The sequence below is a fragment of the Hungatella sp. genome (genome assembly GCF_046966825.1).
In genome coordinates this window covers 1-14326 of the sequence record NZ_JBKVCZ010000160.1, presented here as the reverse complement: position 1 = coordinate 14326, position 14326 = coordinate 1, and the positions used below count along the sequence as shown (strand labels likewise).

Genomic DNA, 14326 nt, shown 5'->3' with positions numbered 1-14326 from the left:
CCCGTGCCTGGGCCTGCCCCGCTTCATCGGGCATTAGACATGGGTAATTGACGATTATCTTTTCCTTATCATTCGCAGGCCTGCGAATGCACCGCCTGAGACTGCCGCGATTCCCACGAGCAGACGCAGAGGGAGAAAGAAAGAACGCGGTGACGCGGTATGAATTTCATCTGTTTTGTCAGGAACCGTCTCTTTCACCGTGTTAGCCGGTATATCGGAGACGGATTCAGTAGGATCAGACACGTTCTCCGACTGGGAAACTGGTGCTGGGGGCTTGAGTACGGCAGTTTGGTATGGATTGTCGTCATGTTTGTTTGGAACAGTGAAGATGGTGCCGGATTCTAAAGTATTATCTTTTCCGCCCCCGGATTTAGAGGCATTCCTTTCGGTAGTTTTTGTGGGAGAAACCGTCGGTGTTCCGTTAGGTGGATCAGCGGGTGTATTCGTGGGAGGAATCGTCGGTGCTTCAGTGGGAGGAGCAGCCGATGTATTCGTGGGAGGAACCGTCGGTGTTCCGCTGGGAGGAGCAGTCGGTGTATTCGTGGGAGGAGCAGTCGGCGCTTCAGTGGGTGGAACTGTCGGTGCTTCCGTCGTCGGCTCTGTTGGATTGGAATCAGGTCTATCCCCCTCATTGTTCTTGTCAAACAATCCTTCCGGTGGTTTCTCAAACCGCTTTCCGCCGCCGCGATCCCCTCCAATATCGGTAGAGTATTCAAACAGTCCTGTTGCCGCATTGCGGGTAACCGTTACGTAAGCAGAGTAGCGCTCCAGATCGGAAGCCTCCGTCTGCTCAATTTGAAAGGAATAGCCCATATGATCCAAGCAGGTATCTTTTAAATTGGAGACGGAGAGAGAATCGTTACGAAGCGTCGTGCTGCTGCTGTCTGTAATGTCATACCAATTTTCGCCCCAGTCGGTGGAACACCAGACAGTCAGACTGGTAAGATCGTCAAATGTCAGAGGGATTGTGTCTTCCTCTGTCACGGAGAAGAAATTCAGCTTCACCTGATTCTTTCCCTCAGGAGTATCCTCCGATGGGGATAAAACAAAATCACAGTTTTCTGAATAAATCGAAATCGTCAGCGTAAGCTCAGGCATGGATTCAAACTTCAGAAGATAACCGTACTCCTCTTTTATTTCGTCAGAAAACTCTCCATGTATGATCGTATCGCCTTTCCGATTCCAATCAACGGCATCCAGTTCATCCTGATTCCATTCCACCGGAATTAATTTTTTGGCTTTCCACAGGCCGTTCGGTTTGTCCCCATAGAAAACCGAGATTGTATTATAAAAGGCCCAGGCGATATCTTCCGGGCAGCCGATGGAAGCCCGGGCGATGAGTGGCAGGGGATCGTAAACATAAGGGTTGCCAATCCGGTAATCCAGAATCTGGTAAGGACCGTTTTCGATGGGATCGTTATCCCAGTTACTGTTTCCCCAGTCCGCTCCGCCCATTTCGCCGCCAGACGGAATGATGGAGACGGTTTCAATCCGTCCGTCGCCTCCGATATCGGCCTTCACAATGTCGGAATGGTAAGACAAAACACCGCCAAGGCGAAGGTCCGTGACCTGGAATAAGCTGTCTTCCTCCACACCGGAAATCGTAAGCTGGTCTTCCTCCGCCCATACCCGGTTGTCTCTGGTAATATTGCGCCAGTTTGCCCCGCCGTCACGGCTTTCGTAAAGTTCATAGTTTAAATCGGATATGGTATAGGGATCTCCATTCATGACATAGGAGAGCGTCAGGATATTCCCGTCTGTGTCAGGAGTAAAGCTCAGCGTGCCTCCCTGGTCCACTTTGATGATAAATGAAAGGAGCGGCGCATGATCCCAGTCGACCGGAACTTCGCAGGAAGCGGTATCCAGCACGCCCGTTACCCTGTATTCTCCCACACGGTTAAAATCCACGCCGGACAGGTCCCAATCCACAGCCAGCCAGAGCGGATCACAGAGAATGCCGTCAGGCCCCTCTAAGTATACATCGATACAGATTGGAAGCTGTTCTGCATCAGGATTAAATTCAGCCCCCATTTTGACAAGCATTGGCTGAGATAAGCACCAAAAATCATAGGAAGAGACGGTGTAGAGGATGCCGTCTGATTCTACGGGTGATTCAGCTCCCTTTCCGTCCCCCCGGTCTGGATCAGAGGCCGCGTTCCCTGGAGTGGCCCGATTTTGGTCAGTACTGTGTCCGTTTTCCGTCCCAGTCTCTTTTTCTGTATCAGATGCGGTTCCCGTATCTGAGGAGGCGTTGCCTGTATCTGAGGAGGCATTGCCTGGAGTAGCCGGATTGCCGGTTACTGTAGTATTTTTGAATTCAGCCGAGTTCGCGAGAGTACTTAAAGAAGTTCCCGCCATGGCGGAGAACAGTACGGTGGCGGTCATCACGGCGTATACTGCAAAACGATGCTTTCTCATGTTTTATCCCCTGTTATAGTAACGGTCAGGTATCGGCCGTATTCTCTCTCAAATGTTTTTTCACAGGTCCGGCTTAAAGGGACCTTCTCACCTGAACTTAAGTACAGATCATTTCCGTTTCTTTTTGTGATGTAATCCATGTTTACCAGATAACTACGGTGGGTGCGCAGAAAACGGATGTCAGAGATCTGATGCATCACTGCATCCAGTGTGGAGCGCAGCGTGATATCGGAATCAGCATGAATCACGGTTTGATTCCGGAATACTTCTACAAAGCGGATTTCTCTGAGGGGGAGGCGAATTTCTTTGCCTCCCGCAGAAAAGGAGGCAAATTTAGAAGATGCTGTCAGCACCTGTTCACACCGGTCCAGAGCCATTTTGACCCGGTCATAGGTGACCGGCTTTACCAGATAATGCACGGCATTGATCTCGTAGCTTCTGGCGTAATGCTCGGTACTGACAGTGACGAAGATAATAGCGCAGTCATTGCCATTTGCTCTCAGAATGTCTGCTAAATCCATACCGGATAGAGGGGACATATAGATATCCAGAAATAGTATTTTGATATCAGGATCCTGACTGGCCGCTTCCAGAAGCCTCTCACTTTTATTAAATTCCAAAATTGTATAATCGAAAAGATTATCAAGAGCATATTTATTGATGAATTTGTGCAATTGATTGAGAACAGGCTGCTCATCGTCACAAATTGCTATTTTCATACAAAAATCCCCTCTCTGTTTCCACATATTACAGTCTATTTAATCATAGTAACAGGATTGCCGCAAGATAAAAATTACCAATTATCCCTTTTTACTGCCAATTATCCCATTTTTATTCCTAAAAAAGTAATTTGGATTTATTTTTAAAGAAATACTATAAAAATATGTTTAAAACAAGTGTATAAAATATGTTTTAAACGATAAAACAAAGGAAATTGGTAAGACCTAAAACGGACAGGCTTGGAGGGGCAGCTATGCAGGTGGCAATTTGCGATGATGATGTGACAGACCGTACGAAGGTCGGGGAATTGCTGGCACAAAAAATGAGAAAACGGGGAGAACCATTGGAGATCACCTATTATGACTGTGGAGAGGATCTGGTGGAGCAGTTCGAGAGCGGAGAAGGAAGTTACGACCTGATATTTTTGGATATTTATATGAAATTTATGAATGGTATGGAGGCGGCGCGGCAGATTCGGCGCTGGGACCACCGGGTTGCACTTATATTTCTCACTGCCAGCCGGGAGTTTGCTGTTGAAGGGTATTCTGTCGGTGCAAGCGGCTATCTGCTCAAACCGGTCGGGCGGGAAATGCTTGAGGAAACCCTCAACCGGTTCTTTGCAGAACGCTATCCCAGGCTGCGTCAGAGCCTTCTGGTGGTCAGCGGAAGTGCCGGCAGGCGAATCGCCTATGATGATATTATGTATATTGAAAGCCGGAGGATGAATGTACGGATCGTGTGCTGCCATGGAGCAGAGCATTCAATACGGATGAAACTGGATGAAGTGCAGGAAGAACTGTCCGGCTGCCGTTTTTTAAGATGCAACAGGAGTTACATTGTCAACATGGATTACATTACTGATGCCGATGAAGATTTTACGATGGAAAACGGGGACAGGATACCGATTAAGGTGAGGGAGAAGAAGCAGATTAGAAAGCGGTATTTTGACTATATGATGAAAAATTAAAAAGGATTTTTCTGTTAATGGAGCCTGTAGGTACAGGCGGCTCCATTGAGTTAAAAGAGGGCTGTGACATAACTATGGAAATGGCCGGAGGAATCTATACAGCCGTCCGTAAATAAAAGAAGGACTGAATCTGATGAGAAGTATTTTGTCGGGTTCGGTCCTTTTACTTTTCTGGTCTCTTACAATTAATCTTTTTTTGCAGGAAGCTGAACATGAAACTGCTTTTTCTTGTAGAAAATCTTCGGTTATGGTATACTATGAGCACTTAGTGAGGTATTCCACGAACTTAGCGGGTTCTGAACTCTGATGGAAGCGGAGGTTTCAATCATGACATGGATTTTATGGCTTTTGGCGGCTGCCTGTGTCATATACTATGTAGTTATCGTCATTTATTCAGGTTTTACCACTTCATTTTCCTTTATCTGGATGGTATTTGCGGCAGCCTGTCTGCTGCTGGCGCTGGGCTGGGAATACTATATGAAGCATAAGGACCGGGTGCCGCTCTGGCTGCCCGTGTCGGTTATCACATTCTGCTGCACGGGGATTCTGGTGTTTTCCATGGTAGAGATCCTGATCTTTACCGGTGTGGCCAGCCGGGATACGTCGCATCTTGACTATCTTATCGTGCTGGGAGCCAGAGTAAAAGAAGATGGGCTCAGCAAATCGTTAAAGAGCCGTCTCGATAAAGCGATTGATTATCTGGAGGAGAATCCGGGAACCGTGCTCGTACTCTCCGGCGGGCAGGGCGAGGATGAGCCGGTCAGCGAAGCGGCTGCGATGCGGGATTATCTCCTGTTTAACGGTGTGAACGAGCGTCAGATGATTCTGGAGACGCGTTCCTTCAGTACGGTGGAGAATATTGCCTACAGCAGAGTCGCGATCGAGGAAGATCAGTTGAGGAGAAAAGCGCATCATGCCAGGTCAGACATCTCGATGGATCCGGGAACCTATGAGGTGATCGAGGATAAGCCATTGAAGATTGGCGTTCTGACCAGTGATTACCATGTGTTCCGCGCGGAACAGATTGCAAAAAAGTGGGGAATACCGGATATTTATGGAGTTTCCTGTGAAACCGACCCGGTGCTTTTTGTACATTTCTGCGTACGGGAATGCGCGGCGATATTAAAAGATAAACTGGTAGGCAACATGTAATTATGGAAAAAAGAACAGAAGAGTATGGAATTTGTACCGGGCGGAAGCACCGGCTGCCGCAGGCGGGGATATATCCCCGCTGTTTTGCTACAGTTAAGGGGTGCACACCGCCCGTCATTTTATACAATAGGGATGGAAAAATATGGTAATATGTCTGCGGAACGCCATATTTCCATTCTGTTGTAGAACTGCCCTACTTGTGGTATGCTATATTGGACTGGAAAAGTAAAGTTCCGTTCTTCTTTTACACATAATAATGAAAACGCCAGAGAATGGGCAAGATGGTAATAAAGAGAAAATGTTAAGGAAGGAATGAAGAAATATATGAGACAGTTAGAAAATTTGGCAGCCTATGAGGTTGTGGAAGAAAGACAGTTGGACGAGATGAAAGCCACGGGAACCGTGCTGCGCCACAAGAAAAGCGGAGCGCGGATTTTTGCTGTATCATGTGACGATGAGAATAAGGTATTTTCCATTGGATTCCGCACGCCGCCGGAGGACAGCACCGGCGTGGCGCATATTCTGGAGCACAGCACCTTATGCGGTTCTGAGAAGTTTCCGGTAAAGGATCCGTTTGTGGAATTGGTAAAGGGATCCTTAAACACGTTTTTAAATGCCATGACGTATCCCGATAAGACGGTTTATCCTGTGGCGAGCTGCAATGAAAAGGACTTCCAGAACCTGATGGATGTCTATATGGATGCCGTTTTTAATCCCAATATTTATAAGGAACCGAATATTTTCATGCAGGAGGGCTGGCATTACGAGCTGGAGAGTCCGGAGGCAGATTTAATCTATAACGGCGTCGTCTATAATGAGATGAAGGGAGCATTCTCCTCCCCGGAGGAGGTCCTGGACCGTTATACGAGAAAGGTTCTGTTCCCGGACAACTGCTATGGGCAGGAATCGGGCGGTGATCCCGCGTTTATTCCGGATCTGACGTACGATCAGTTCCTGAATTTTCATAAGAGATATTACCATCCTTCCAACAGCTATATCTATCTGTACGGTGACATGGATATGGCGGAGAAGCTGGAATGGCTGAATGACCAGTATCTCTCCAAATACGATATCGCTGAGATCGACTCCAGAATTCTGCCGCAGGAGCCGTTTGACCGGCCGGTGGAGGAAGAGACCCATTACTCCATTACTGACGGAGAATCCGAGGAGCAGGCCACCTATCTTTCCATCAATACCGTGGTTGGCAATGACTTGGACCCACAGCTTTACGTGGCGTTCCAGGTCCTGGAATACACTCTTCTGGATGCGCCGGGAGCACCGCTTAAGCAGGCGCTCATCGATGCCGGAATCGGCCAGGATATTCTGGGCGGATATCAGAACGGCATCCTTCAGCCCTATTTTTCCGTAATCGCAAAGAATGCGGATAAGGAGCAGAAGGGGGAGTTCCTCGCCGTAGTAAAGGGAACACTCCGCAAGCTGGCGGATCAGGGAATCAACAAAAAGAGCTTAAAGGCCGGATTGAATTTCTATGAATTCCGTTACCGTGAGGCAGACTACGGCTCCGCGCCCAAAGGGCTGATGTACGGCCTTCAGTGCATGGACAGCTGGCTCTATGACGGAGATCCGATGATGCACCTGACCTATCAGAAGACCTTCAGTTATTTGAAAACTGTGGTGGATGAGGGCTATTTCGAGCAGCTGATCCGCGATTATCTGCTGGATAATCCGTTTGAAGCCGTATTGGTAGTCAGTCCGGAGAAGAATCTGACGGCAAAGGAAGACGAGAAGACGGCCAGACGCCTGGCTGCCTACAAGGCCTCGCTTTCGGAGGAAGAGATCGATGCTCTCGTCGAGCAGACCAGGGCGCTTCGGGAGTACCAGGAGACGCCGTCTTTGCAGGAGGAATTAAAGAAGATTCCCATGCTTTCCAGAGAAGACATCGGCAGAGAGCCGGAGGAGATTATCTGGGAGGAGAAAGAGGTCGAAGGCGTGAAGGTGATACATCACGAGATGTTTACCTCGGGCATCGGCTATTTGAAACTGCTTTTTGACACCTCCCGTGTGCCGGAAGAAGACTTATGTTATGTCGGCCTGCTCAAATCCGTGCTGGGATTCGTAGACACGGAGCATTACACGTATGGGGATCTGACGAGTGAGATCCATTTAAACAGCGGCGGCATTAATTTAAGCGTTACGTCCTATCCGAATTTAAAGAACAGCGCTGATTTCAAAGGCGTATTTATCGCCAGCGTCAGAGTGCTGTATGACAAGCTGGACTTCGGTTTCTCCATTCTCGGTGAGATTCTGAAGAATTCCATTCTGGACGATGAGAAGCGGCTGGGAGAGGTAATCAGCGAGACCAGATCCAGAGGCAGGATGAAGCTGGAGGGAGCATGCCATTCGGCGGCTGTAGCCAGAGCGACCTCCTATTTCTCACCGACCTCCTATTATAATGACAACACCGGAGGAATCGGATATTACCAGTTCCTGGAGCAGTTAGACCGGGATTACGCGGATCGTAGGAAGGAGATTATCGCCAGGTTAAAGCAGGTGATGGAGCGCCTTTTCACCGTGGAAAACCTGCTGGTCAGCTACACGGCTGATGAGGAGGGCTTCCGGCAGCTTCCCGCGGCGCTTCGGAAATTAAAGGAAATGCTTCCTGAAGGCAGCAAAGAGACGTATCCATTTACGTTTCCTGTCGGCAACCGGAACGAAGGCTTTAAGACGGCCTCCCAGGTCAATTACGTGGCCAGATGCGGAACCTTTGCCGGAAGCGGATACGCTTATACAGGCGCGCTGCGCATCTTAAAGGTCATCTTAAGCTATGATTACCTGTGGATCAATTTAAGGGTAAAGGGCGGCGCCTACGGCTGTATGAGCGGCTTCGGGCGTTCCGGTGAAGGCTATCTGACCTCCTACCGTGACCCGAACTTAAAAGAGACGAATGAAATCTATGAGGGTATTGTGGAGTATCTGGAGCATTTCGACGTAGATGATCGTGACATGACGAAGTATGTCATCGGCACCATCAGTGATATGGATGTACCGTATCCGCCCTCCACGAAGGGAAGCCGCGGCCTGTCCGCATACTTATCCGGCGTGGATGTTGGTATGATGCAGCAGGAGCGGGATGAGATATTAAACGCAACAAAGGACGATATCCGTGCGCTGGCGCCGATCGTGAAGGCGGTTCTTGCCACCGGAAGCTTATGCGTGATCGGCAACGAGGAGAAGATAGAAGCGAATAAGGCGCTGTTCCACGAGACAGAGACCTTGTTCCACTCATAAAGATGAGCCGTCTGAACTGTTGCAAAAGAATGAAAACTGACATCGACTACGAAGGAGAACGAATGGACAATCAATATAAATCGGGTTTTGTAACACTGATCGGACGCCCCAATGTGGGAAAATCCACGCTGATGAACCATCTGATCGGCCAGAAGATCGCCATCACATCAGATAAGCCCCAGACCACCAGAAACCGCATTCAGACCGTCTTTACGGACGAGAGGGGACAGATCATCTTTCTGGACACTCCGGGGATCCACAAGGCCAAGAACAAGCTTGGCGAGTATATGGTGAGTGTGGCGGAGCATACCCTGAAGGAAGTGGACGTGGTGCTGTGGCTGGTGGAGCCGACCACGTTTATCGGAGCTGGAGAGCGCCATATCGCGGAGCAGCTTCAGAACGTGAAGACACCGGTGATCCTGGTTATCAACAAGATCGACACCATAAAGAATCAGGACGAGATTCTGGAATTTATCTCCGCCTACAAGGATGTATGCAGCTTTGCAGAGATCGTTCCGGTGTCGGCGCTGAAGGATAAAAACACGGATCTGATGCTGGATTTGATCTACAAATATCTGCCCTGCGGACCTCAGTACTACGATGAGGACACCGTTACGGACCAGCCCATGCGCCAGATCGCTGCGGAGCTGATCCGTGAAAAAGCGCTGCGGCTGCTGAGTGACGAGATTCCCCACGGAATTGCCGTCACCATCGAGAAGATGACAGAGCGGAAAAACGGCATGATGGACATCGAGGCCACGATTATCTGTGAGCGCGACTCCCACAAGGGAATCATCATAGGCAAGGGCGGCGCCATGTTAAAGAGAATCGGCAGCGCGGCGCGCCGGGAGATTGAGGATCTGATGGACACCCAGGTGAACTTACAGATCTGGGTCAAGGTCCGGAAGGAATGGCGTGACAGCGAGCTGTATATGAAAAACTACGGATACAATGAAAAAGAAATTTAGAAACGGGTGATCGAAGTGAGAGAGGCTGTCAGGCTTACAGGGATGGTGTTAAAGGCCGTTCCGTCCGGGGAGATGGACAAACGTCTGGTGATCCTTACGAAGGAGCGCGGTAAAATCACGGCGTTTGCCAGGGGCGCCAGAAGGCCGGGCAGCATGCTCATGGCCTGCGGCCGTCCCTTTGCCTTCGGGCAGTTTACGTTATATGAAGGGCGGGATGCCTATTCCCTGCAGTCGGCGGAAATCTCCAATTACTTTGATGAGCTTTCCATGGACGTGGAAGGAACGTGCTACGGCTCCTATTTCCTGGAGTTTACGGACTACTACACAAGGGAGAATATGGACGGTACGGCCATGCTGAAGCTGTTATACCAGTCGGTGAGGGCCCTTTTAAAGCCGGCGGTTCCCAATGAGCTGGTCCGGCGCGTGTACGAACTGAAGGCCATGGCCATCAACGGGGAGTACACGGAGAAGCCCCCCAGGGAGGTCAGCGACTCGGCCAATTACGCATGGGAATTCGTCGTGCTGTCGCCGATCGAGCATCTCTATACCTTTGCGCTGACCGACGCCGTCTCCCAGGAATTTGGGCGGTGCGTGGAGATTAATAAGAAGCGCTTTATCGACCGGGAATTTCATTCCCTGGATATTCTGGAGGCGATGACGGGGCGGCGGCCTCTGTGAAAAGTGCTGTCTGATCTATTGGAAAGGTATGGCGGAGGGACTCGGCTGTGCCTTTTCTTTAAAAAGAAAAGTGTCAGTGTATTTGCAAATGGAAATGGCGGTAAGCTGATTTTTGGTGTTGCAGATGATGACACTATTACAGGGCCTGGTGATGTGAGGCACGATTCGGAAGTAATCAGCGAACAAATAAAAAGCAGTGTAGACCCAATCCCCAAGTTTGATCTGGTTATTCAAACTGTAGACAATAAAGAAATTATCATTCTGGAAATCAGCAGAGGACTGGAGACTCCTTATTATTATGTGAGTGAAGGGACCCGCACTGCGTATCAGAGGGTGGGAAATGAGAGTATACCGGTTGATGCCAGGGGTCTTAAGGAACTGATATTACGAGGAATTGATTCTACTTATGACAGCAGCATTTCACGATACGAATTTGAAAATTATTCGTTTACTAAACTGAAGGCGGCCTATAAACAAAGAACTGGAGAAAACTTTGACGAGGACGATTTTATTTCTTTTTCGCTTATTCTGTACGAGATGGAACGGAGTGGATAAAGCGGCAGGAACTATGGATGCGCTGGATGATAAGGAATTTACAGGAAGTCTGGTGGTGCTCCTGGAAAATGGGCTGGACTTTGTAAGGACTAATTCAAAAGTGAAATGGAAAAAGACTGGGGAAGAGAGAATTGAACTGCCGGACTATCCAAGAAGAAGTGTTTTGGAGGGACTGGTAAACGCATTGATTCATCGCCAGTATTTGGATTTGGGGAGTGAAGTACACATTGATATTTTTAACCGTTTGAAGTATATGGAAAGAAGAGGAAGTGGATTTAAGAAAATCCAAAGTGTATATCAGCCTCAATATTTATATACGGATAGGCTGAGTCCCCAATTTTATTCAGATAAAGAAAATTTTATTCTGACGTTGAAGAATCTTAATTATGAAGGAGCCGAAAAAGGAGCCGAAAAAATGAAGATTCAAAAAATGGAGGAGCGAAAAGAAAAAATACTGTCATTGATAAAAGCAAATCCCAGTATCACACAGGGTGAAATTATGGAAAAATTAAATCTGTCCAGAAAGCAGGTACAAAGTTTAATGAAATTATTAAACAATCAGGGACAGATCCGAAGGATTGGCTCTAACAGGAATGGTTATTGGGAGGTTTCTTGACTATAAACTATTGAAATGACGGAATGCATTTGGTATAATGCTTTCATATGCGCCAAATGCAGGAGGATGATGAATGAAAAAAATGAAAGCGGTCCTGGCGGTTCTCATCACAGCGGGGATACTCGCCGGATGTGCCGGAAGAGGGGGAACAAGTACCTTTGAGCCTAAGAGCAGCGGCATTTTCGTGACGGATGCGGGAACATTTTCGACGGCTACCGTTGAGACGTACGACAACCAGGATTATTATAATGAAGAGGAATGGAAGACCTTCCTTGAAGAAAACGTGGCGGCGTACAACGCGGAACACGGAGAGGGAGCGGTTACCTTACAGACATGCAGTTTAAAGGAAGGCACTGCCAGCATGATCTTTGATTATGCGACAGGAAGTGACTTAGCCCAGTTTACGGCCCTTTACGAGGACACAGCCAATCAGGTGAACTCCATCGATATCATTCCCGTGGCTCAGGCCCTGGAAGAAGCGGGGGCGGCCGGAACGATCTTTGTCAAGACAGCGGACGGCAAGACGGCATCTACGGATGAGATCGCAAAGAAGACCGATTACCACGTCGTAGCCGTGGATGGCGGACCGATAAAGCTTCAGACAGAAGGAAAGATTATGTACACCTCCGACGGAGTAAAATTAAACAGCAGTTTCATCGCGGAGATCTCCGAAGGAAAGAATTACATCATATTCAAATAAAGAATCCGGATGCGGATGGAATAAAAGAAGAGAGGTTTGAGGACATGGAAAAGACAATGGAAAAAATTGTAGCGCTGGCAAAATCGAGAGGATTCGTTTATCCGGGTTCTGAGATTTACGGCGGCCTTGCAAATACCTGGGATTACGGCAACTTAGGTGTGGAGCTGAAGAACAATGTAAAGAAGGCATGGTGGCAGAAATTTGTCCAGGAAAGCCCGTACAACGTGGGTGTGGACTGTGCGATCTTAATGAACTCACAGACCTGGGTGGCATCCGGCCATTTAGGCGGCTTCTCCGATCCGTTAATGGACTGCAAGGCCTGTAAGGAGCGTTTCCGCGCAGATAAGCTGATTGAGGATTACATGGCCGAGCACGGCATCACGATCGAAGGCTCTGTAGATGCCTGGTCTCAGGAAGAGATGAAAAAGTACATTGATGACAACAACATCTGCTGTCCCAGCTGCGGAAAGCATGATTTCACCGACATCCGCCAGTTCAACTTAATGTTTAAGACCTTCCAGGGCGTTACGGAAGACGCTAAGAATACAGTATACTTAAGACCTGAGACAGCACAGGGAATCTTTGTAAACTTTAAGAACGTTCAGAGAACCTCCAGAAAGAAAATTCCGTTCGGCATCGGACAGGTCGGTAAATCCTTCCGTAACGAGATTACGCCGGGCAACTTTACCTTCCGTACCAGAGAGTTTGAGCAGATGGAGCTGGAATTCTTCTGTGAGCCGGGCACCGACTTAGAGTGGTTCTCCTACTGGAAACAGTTCTGTATCGACTGGCTGAAGGCGCTGGGCATGAAGGAAGACGAGATGCGCGCCCGTGACCACGCTCCGGAAGAGCTCTGCTTCTACAGCAAGGCGACCACGGACATCGAGTTCCTGTTCCCATTTGGCTGGGGCGAGCTTTGGGGTGTTGCGGACAGAACGGATTACGACTTGACGCAGCATCAGAACACATCCGGCCAGGATATGTCCTATTTTGATGATGAGAAGAAAGAAAAATATATTCCATACGTAATCGAGCCGTCTCTCGGCGCCGACCGTGTGACACTGGCATTCTTATGCTCTGCATACGATGAGGAAGAGATCGGCGAGGGCGATGTGCGTACCGTTCTCCATTTCCACCCGGCGATTGCGCCGGTGAAGATCGGTGTGCTTCCGCTTTCCAAGAAGCTGAACGAGGGTGCAGAGAAGGTTTACTCCGAGCTTTCCAAGTATTACAACTGTGAATTCGACGACAGAGGCAACATCGGCAAGCGTTACAGAAGACAGGATGAGATCGGAACTCCGTTCTGTGTAACGTACGACTTCGATTCCGAGGAAGATCATGCAGTTACGGTCCGTGACCGCGATACCATGGAGCAGGTGAGAGTTCCGATCACCGAACTGAAGAACTACTTTGAGGATAAATTCCGTTTTTAATGCGGGAGTGATCGGATGATTCTGGAAAAATTAAAACGCATGGAGGGCTTTACCCACCAGGAGCAGGCAGTGGCGCGGTATATCCTGGACCACGTGGAGGAAATCCAGCAGATGTCCACCGAGGAACTGGCCAGGGTATCTTATACCAGCAAGGCCACGGTGGTACGGCTGTGCAAAAAGCTGGAGGTGGAGGGCTATCAGGAACTGAAATTAAAGCTGGTTTCGGAGATGGTGCAGAACATCCGGGTCAATCAGCTCCTGAGCAAGGAGCCGATCACGGAGAAGAGCACGTTTCCGGATATCATCCACACGCTGCCGAAGCTGTATGACAAGGCCATCACCGACACGGAGCTGTGCATGGACAGGAACGTCATGATCCGCATCTGCAACCGGATTAAGGCGGCGGACCGGATCGATATCTATGGCAGCGGGATCAGTTATATCCTGGCTCAGTCGGCGGCGTTTAAGTTTGCCACCCTCGGGATGGAGTGCGCGGCGTACGAGAGCGTCAACGCTCATTATCTGTCTGCGGGAAAAAAGAAGAAAACGGTGTCCTTCGTGATCACATTTACCGGTGCCAACAAGAACATGATCGAAACCGCCCGGTATTTGAAGGAGACGACGGAGACGTATATCGTGGGAATCGTAGGCCGTCACAACGAGGAGATCCGCAAATGGTGCCACGAGATCGTGGAAATCCCCTCCAGGGACTCCCTGCTCAGCCTAAAGGTGATCACCTCCTTTACGGCCACTACCTATGTCCTGGATATCTTCTTTTCCATGCTCCTGGCCCAGACGTATGAAAAGCATGTGAAATCCTCTCTTGAGATGGTTTGCCATGAGACGCTCCGGATCGGTGTGGACTACTGG

12 protein-coding genes are annotated in these 14326 nt (G+C 49.0%); 10 read left to right on the top strand and 2 right to left on the bottom strand.

Annotation, left to right across the window (positions count from 1 at the left end; translation table 11 throughout):
- Positions 1-54: 54 nt before the first annotated feature.
- Both ACLTD4_RS29435 and ACLTD4_RS29430 read right to left on the bottom strand, forming a co-directional pair.
- Complete coding sequence (locus ACLTD4_RS29435) at positions 55-2418, bottom strand: hypothetical protein (protein WP_117621313.1); 2364 nt, start codon at positions 2416-2418, stop codon at positions 55-57.
- A complete protein-coding gene (locus tag ACLTD4_RS29430) occupies positions 2415-3137 on the bottom strand; it encodes a LytR/AlgR family response regulator transcription factor (protein ID WP_117621312.1) in 723 nt (240 codons plus the stop codon). The genes ACLTD4_RS29435 and ACLTD4_RS29430 overlap by 4 nt, the downstream gene beginning before the upstream one ends.
- A 254-nt stretch (positions 3138-3391) precedes the next feature.
- On the opposite strand from ACLTD4_RS29430, the gene ACLTD4_RS29425 reads away from it, so the two are divergent.
- From ACLTD4_RS29425 to ACLTD4_RS29380, 10 genes are all read left to right on the top strand, one after another.
- Positions 3392-4105, top strand: a complete 714-nt coding sequence (locus tag ACLTD4_RS29425; protein WP_117621311.1) for a LytR/AlgR family response regulator transcription factor — start codon at positions 3392-3394, stop codon at positions 4103-4105.
- Positions 4106-4432: 327 nt separating this feature from the next.
- The gene (locus ACLTD4_RS29420) at positions 4433-5257 is read left to right on the top strand and encodes a YdcF family protein (protein WP_117621310.1); all 825 of its coding nucleotides are present in this window, start codon (positions 4433-4435) and stop codon (positions 5255-5257) included.
- A 324-nt stretch (positions 5258-5581) separates the two neighbouring features.
- The gene (locus ACLTD4_RS29415; RefSeq protein WP_117621362.1) at positions 5582-8506 is read left to right on the top strand and encodes an insulinase family protein; all 2925 of its coding nucleotides are present in this window, start codon (positions 5582-5584) and stop codon (positions 8504-8506) included.
- Positions 8507-8568: 62 nt separating this feature from the next.
- On the top strand, positions 8569-9474 hold the full coding sequence (gene era, locus ACLTD4_RS29410; RefSeq protein ID WP_002602501.1) for a GTPase Era: 906 nt from the start codon (positions 8569-8571) through the stop codon (positions 9472-9474).
- A gap of 15 nt (positions 9475-9489) precedes the next feature.
- The gene (gene recO / locus ACLTD4_RS29405; protein WP_055654406.1) at positions 9490-10152 is read left to right on the top strand and encodes a DNA repair protein RecO; all 663 of its coding nucleotides are present in this window, start codon (positions 9490-9492) and stop codon (positions 10150-10152) included.
- Positions 10153-10155: 3 nt separating this feature from the next.
- Positions 10156-10707: a helix-turn-helix domain-containing protein gene (locus ACLTD4_RS29400; RefSeq protein WP_243008320.1), complete on the top strand. Its 552-nt coding sequence runs from the start codon at positions 10156-10158 to the stop codon at positions 10705-10707.
- Positions 10700-11323, top strand: a complete 624-nt coding sequence (locus ACLTD4_RS29395; protein ID WP_243008319.1) for a winged helix-turn-helix transcriptional regulator — start codon at positions 10700-10702, stop codon at positions 11321-11323. Before ACLTD4_RS29400 ends, ACLTD4_RS29395 begins: the two co-directional genes overlap by 8 nt.
- A 73-nt stretch (positions 11324-11396) precedes the next feature.
- Positions 11397-12023, top strand: coding sequence for a hypothetical protein (locus tag ACLTD4_RS29390; RefSeq protein WP_055653949.1), 627 nt, complete (start codon positions 11397-11399; stop codon positions 12021-12023).
- Between the two features lie 44 nt (positions 12024-12067).
- Positions 12068-13456 carry a glycine--tRNA ligase gene (locus ACLTD4_RS29385; RefSeq protein ID WP_002602505.1) on the top strand — a complete coding sequence of 463 codons (1389 nt, stop codon included), beginning with the start codon at positions 12068-12070 and terminating at the stop codon, positions 13454-13456.
- A 15-nt stretch (positions 13457-13471) separates the two neighbouring features.
- Positions 13472-14326 (top strand): MurR/RpiR family transcriptional regulator (locus ACLTD4_RS29380; protein ID WP_412331779.1); only part of this gene is annotated, 855 nt, incomplete at its 3' end.

What these genes read in the sequence shown, in the direction of transcription:
- ACLTD4_RS29435 (WP_117621313.1), bottom strand. Translation starts at nt 2,418, where the DNA reads ATGAGAAAGCATCGTTTTGCAGTATACGCCGTGATGACCGCCACCGTA.
- ACLTD4_RS29385 (WP_002602505.1), top strand. Translation starts at nt 12,068, where the DNA reads ATGGAAAAGACAATGGAAAAAATTGTAGCGCTGGCAAAATCGAGAGGA.
- era (WP_002602501.1), top strand. Translation starts at nt 8,569, where the DNA reads ATGGACAATCAATATAAATCGGGTTTTGTAACACTGATCGGACGCCCC.
- ACLTD4_RS29430 (WP_117621312.1), bottom strand. Translation starts at nt 3,137, where the DNA reads ATGAAAATAGCAATTTGTGACGATGAGCAGCCTGTTCTCAATCAATTG.
- ACLTD4_RS29420 (WP_117621310.1), top strand. Translation starts at nt 4,433, where the DNA reads ATGACATGGATTTTATGGCTTTTGGCGGCTGCCTGTGTCATATACTAT.
- ACLTD4_RS29425 (WP_117621311.1), top strand. Translation starts at nt 3,392, where the DNA reads ATGCAGGTGGCAATTTGCGATGATGATGTGACAGACCGTACGAAGGTC.
- ACLTD4_RS29390 (WP_055653949.1), top strand. Translation starts at nt 11,397, where the DNA reads ATGAAAAAAATGAAAGCGGTCCTGGCGGTTCTCATCACAGCGGGGATA.
- ACLTD4_RS29415 (WP_117621362.1), top strand. Translation starts at nt 5,582, where the DNA reads ATGAGACAGTTAGAAAATTTGGCAGCCTATGAGGTTGTGGAAGAAAGA.